Here is a 3,227-nt window from a genome sequence, read left to right as displayed (position 1 = left end):
TTCACCAATACCAGAAAGTGTAGACCCAATTTTTTATGATTTTGATAGGCTCATTTTAATTCTTATAATTTTATAACTCATTTTATTAGACTATTTTTAAGATGTTTTATGATCATTTTTAACAACTAAATCCTTAAACAAAATCTGATTTAGTATGTTCTCCGTCTGGTTTGCGTAGCCTCGTCCTCACGTTTTTTATAAGCCATCTGAATTTTTGCTTCATAAGGAGCCTCTTCAGACATTAAACTAGAACGCCCTGCAAATTTACGCGGGCCACCAATTAAAACAGCTTGTGCCAAATATAATTCATACTGCTTTTTAGCACTGAAGTAATCAGATAATCCGACACTGGCTACCCGGCCAATTCGCATCAAATTCATCTGGTTCATTCCGGCATAGATATTTGCTTCACTATTTTCTTCTCGAAGCTCAAAATACGGAAATGGCATTCCTTCACCAATCGCATTCATTTCAGTTTCATTGGAACTTTGTAAATGGTCCAAAATTTCATCATCCGAAAGGCCACTATAATCTGCCACAACAAAATTATTTCGAATCATTTGATCCGCAAGAACTTGAATATTATGTGTTTCGCGTTGATTCGATTTAATGGTGGCTGGCAAGATCGAATTCTTTTCAAAAATTCCTGTCGAAGGGACAACAGATTGACGACCGCGATTGCCACGGCTACGCAATCTTTCGTTTTCTTCTGCTTCGCGTGGCTTTCCACCCAACAACTTCTCTATTTTGGGTGAAATATCAAAGGGCGCCTTCTTGGTCGTGAAATAATAATAAATATTCATGATCAAAAAATAGAGGAAAATTAGGAAAACGGCAATGAACCCTAGGCCTCGCACCCAACGACCATTTTCGAAGAAACGGTAGGCCAAATATAGCATATAAAAATTCCCGATAAATCCGATGACTGTATAAATGCGATTTTTAAGTTTTAGGTTGATATTGATATAGCCTAAATAATGGTTGATCATATCGATGATTGAAAACAAGTCTGATCACTCCTCCTCTCTACTCACCCGTATTATCCTGGGTAGTTGTTGCTGTACTGCTAGATGCTGTTGGACTAGAAGCTTTAGTGGTCGTTGAACTAGCCGCACTAGAAGATGTTGATGTTGCGCTCGAACTATTTGCTCTTGGCGTTGATGAATTATTGTTAGAAACAGCCTTGCTACTTGTAGAAGCAGAAGAAGTATTATCTGCACTACTTTGCGTATCACTGCTAGATGAACTACTCTCATCCGAAGATACACTGGAACTGTCATCACTGGAACTGCTACTATTCTCTTTTTTGCTACTATCGTCCGAACTCTCTTTTTTTGAAGAGGAATTGGTAGAATCCGATTTTCGATTTTCTGATTCAATCTGTGCACTTGTAGATCCACCATCCGTTGTGCCAGTCACTTTATTTACCACCACGTTTGTGGCACTTAAAGCAATTAAAATACTCACAATGGCAAACGGCGTGATAAAAGGTGGTGTTCGATAAGCCATAACATTTCTCCTCCCATTTATTTCTTAGTTATTTAAATTTTAACAAATTAAACCTCGCTTGCATCTAAAAAATTAAAATCATAGTAATTCTTTACAATATATTATTTGAATATTAAAGATAAAAAAAGCCCTCAAGTTAATAGTTCCGTCAACCTGATGAACTTATGCCTGTTGCTTATGTGCACAATCTGCACATAACCCATATAGCTCAAACCGATGGCCAGAAATCTGATAGCCTGGCAATTGTCGTTCAAAGAAATCTAATGGACACATTTCAATTTCTTCTACTTTGCCACAGTTTGTACAAATAAAATGATGGTGGTGCTGTTGAGTCACATCACACTGATACTTAACTTGAGCATGTTCACCTTGAATAATTTGTTCTACCAACCCAATGGATTCAAATTCCTTTAAGTTACGATAAACCGTATTATGACTCATTTTTGGATAGTACGTTCGCATTTGTTCATCAACTTCGGTCACATCAATATATTTATTTTCATGTTGCGTCATGATTTGAATCAACGTTTGCCGCTGCTGGGTTATTTTTAAGTTGTTTTGTTTTAAGATTTCAATTGCAGCCGTTAATTTAGTATCCATATTTATTCCTCTAATCCTAAATAGTAATAATTACTCTTTATGAAAGTTTAGCATATTTAATGCAAACTTGATAGATTATTGTTTGGCTACGGTTGCTTGTAATTTCCCGATAATCCTGTCTATTTGTTTCTGAGCTTCTTGCCACTGATCATTTAAAATAACGTGAGCTTTTCCTCGAAGCTCTACAGGTAATTGAAGATCGCGTTGATATTCCTCACTTGCAAGCCGCTGTTCAACCATTTTGGTATCATCCCCACGTTTATGCAGCCGTTTAGCTAAACTTCCTTGTTCTGACACGGTCATATACAAAACAACCACCTGCGTACCCAATTTTTCCACGTAAGTAATGGCCCCTTTTGTATCTAACACGATGCTTGCCAGGGCATTGCGTTGCCATTCTCGTTCCAATCCTTCATATGAAGAACCATAATGATACCCAGCATAAACCACGTTCTCAAGATAATGATTATCAAAAAAACTTTTATCCGTTTCAAAATAATAATCTTTTCCAGAAACCTCATCTTTACGAGCTGGACGCGTTGTATGGGTTATCACCTTTGGAATTCGATAATAAGTTTTTAAATAGTCACTTACAGTTGTTTTACCGGTTCCGGTGGCCCCAGTAATGACAATGATTTTATTCATCAGTTTTTCACTCCATAGTTATATCATTTGTCTTTTATTGTAACATGCTGTAGAATAAAAAAATAAAGTTAGATGTAAGCGATTTCTAAAATTTTCTGAAATCTTTTCAACTTAATAAAATAAAACGTGTTTAAAAGCTGTTTCTTGGAGTGATCACTTAGATAACCAAACAATTCTCAACTGAATTATTAGAGTTTCTAAGCTGACTTCGCCAGATAAGTGACTTTTTTGACACAAAAAGAAGGAGGGTCAACATTATGACCTTTGAAAAATATAGCCACAACTGGTTCAGCATTGCTCTTGATACGGAAAAACAAGTTTTTATCGCAAACGACAAAGCTGACCCAACTTTCGAAGCCACTGGAATCACCATTGAATCAGCCGTTCAAAATTTAAAAACAATTATGGCCATTCAAGGCAATTTACAGGATGCTTAATCTATTAATCGAGTAGGAGGTAGTTGATTAATTCAA

General features: G+C 36.3%; 5 protein-coding genes. 1 reads left to right on the top strand and 4 read right to left on the bottom strand.

The features are described 5' to 3' along the window. Positions 1-149: 149 nt before the first annotated feature. The 4 genes from IV84_RS10215 to IV84_RS10200 form a co-directional block, all read right to left on the bottom strand. The gene (locus IV84_RS10215) at positions 150-1,007 is read right to left on the bottom strand and encodes a DUF6681 family protein (RefSeq protein WP_046871440.1); all 858 of its coding nucleotides are present in this window, start codon (positions 1,005-1,007) and stop codon (positions 150-152) included. 19 nt (positions 1,008-1,026) lie between these two features. After that, on the bottom strand, positions 1,027-1,509 hold the full coding sequence (locus IV84_RS10210; RefSeq protein WP_046871439.1) for a hypothetical protein: 483 nt from the start codon (positions 1,507-1,509) through the stop codon (positions 1,027-1,029). A 162-nt stretch (positions 1,510-1,671) separates the two neighbouring features. Then, on the bottom strand, positions 1,672-2,109 hold the full coding sequence (locus IV84_RS10205) for a Fur family transcriptional regulator (RefSeq protein ID WP_056986609.1): 438 nt from the start codon (positions 2,107-2,109) through the stop codon (positions 1,672-1,674). Positions 2,110-2,184: 75 nt separating this feature from the next. Continuing rightward, positions 2,185-2,754 carry a nucleoside/nucleotide kinase family protein gene (locus tag IV84_RS10200; protein WP_046871437.1) on the bottom strand — a complete coding sequence of 190 codons (570 nt, stop codon included), beginning with the start codon at positions 2,752-2,754 and terminating at the stop codon, positions 2,185-2,187. Positions 2,755-3,011: 257 nt separating this feature from the next. Here IV84_RS10200 and IV84_RS10195 point away from each other — a divergent pair, with 257 nt between their 5' ends. Beyond that, a complete protein-coding gene (locus IV84_RS10195) occupies positions 3,012-3,191 on the top strand; it encodes a hypothetical protein (RefSeq protein ID WP_046871436.1) in 180 nt (59 codons plus the stop codon). Positions 3,192-3,227 lie beyond the last annotated feature (36 nt).

This window comes from Pediococcus damnosus, assembly GCF_001437255.1.
Taxonomy (GTDB): domain Bacteria; phylum Bacillota; class Bacilli; order Lactobacillales; family Lactobacillaceae; genus Pediococcus; species Pediococcus damnosus.
This window is presented reverse-complemented; position numbering and strand designations above follow the sequence as displayed.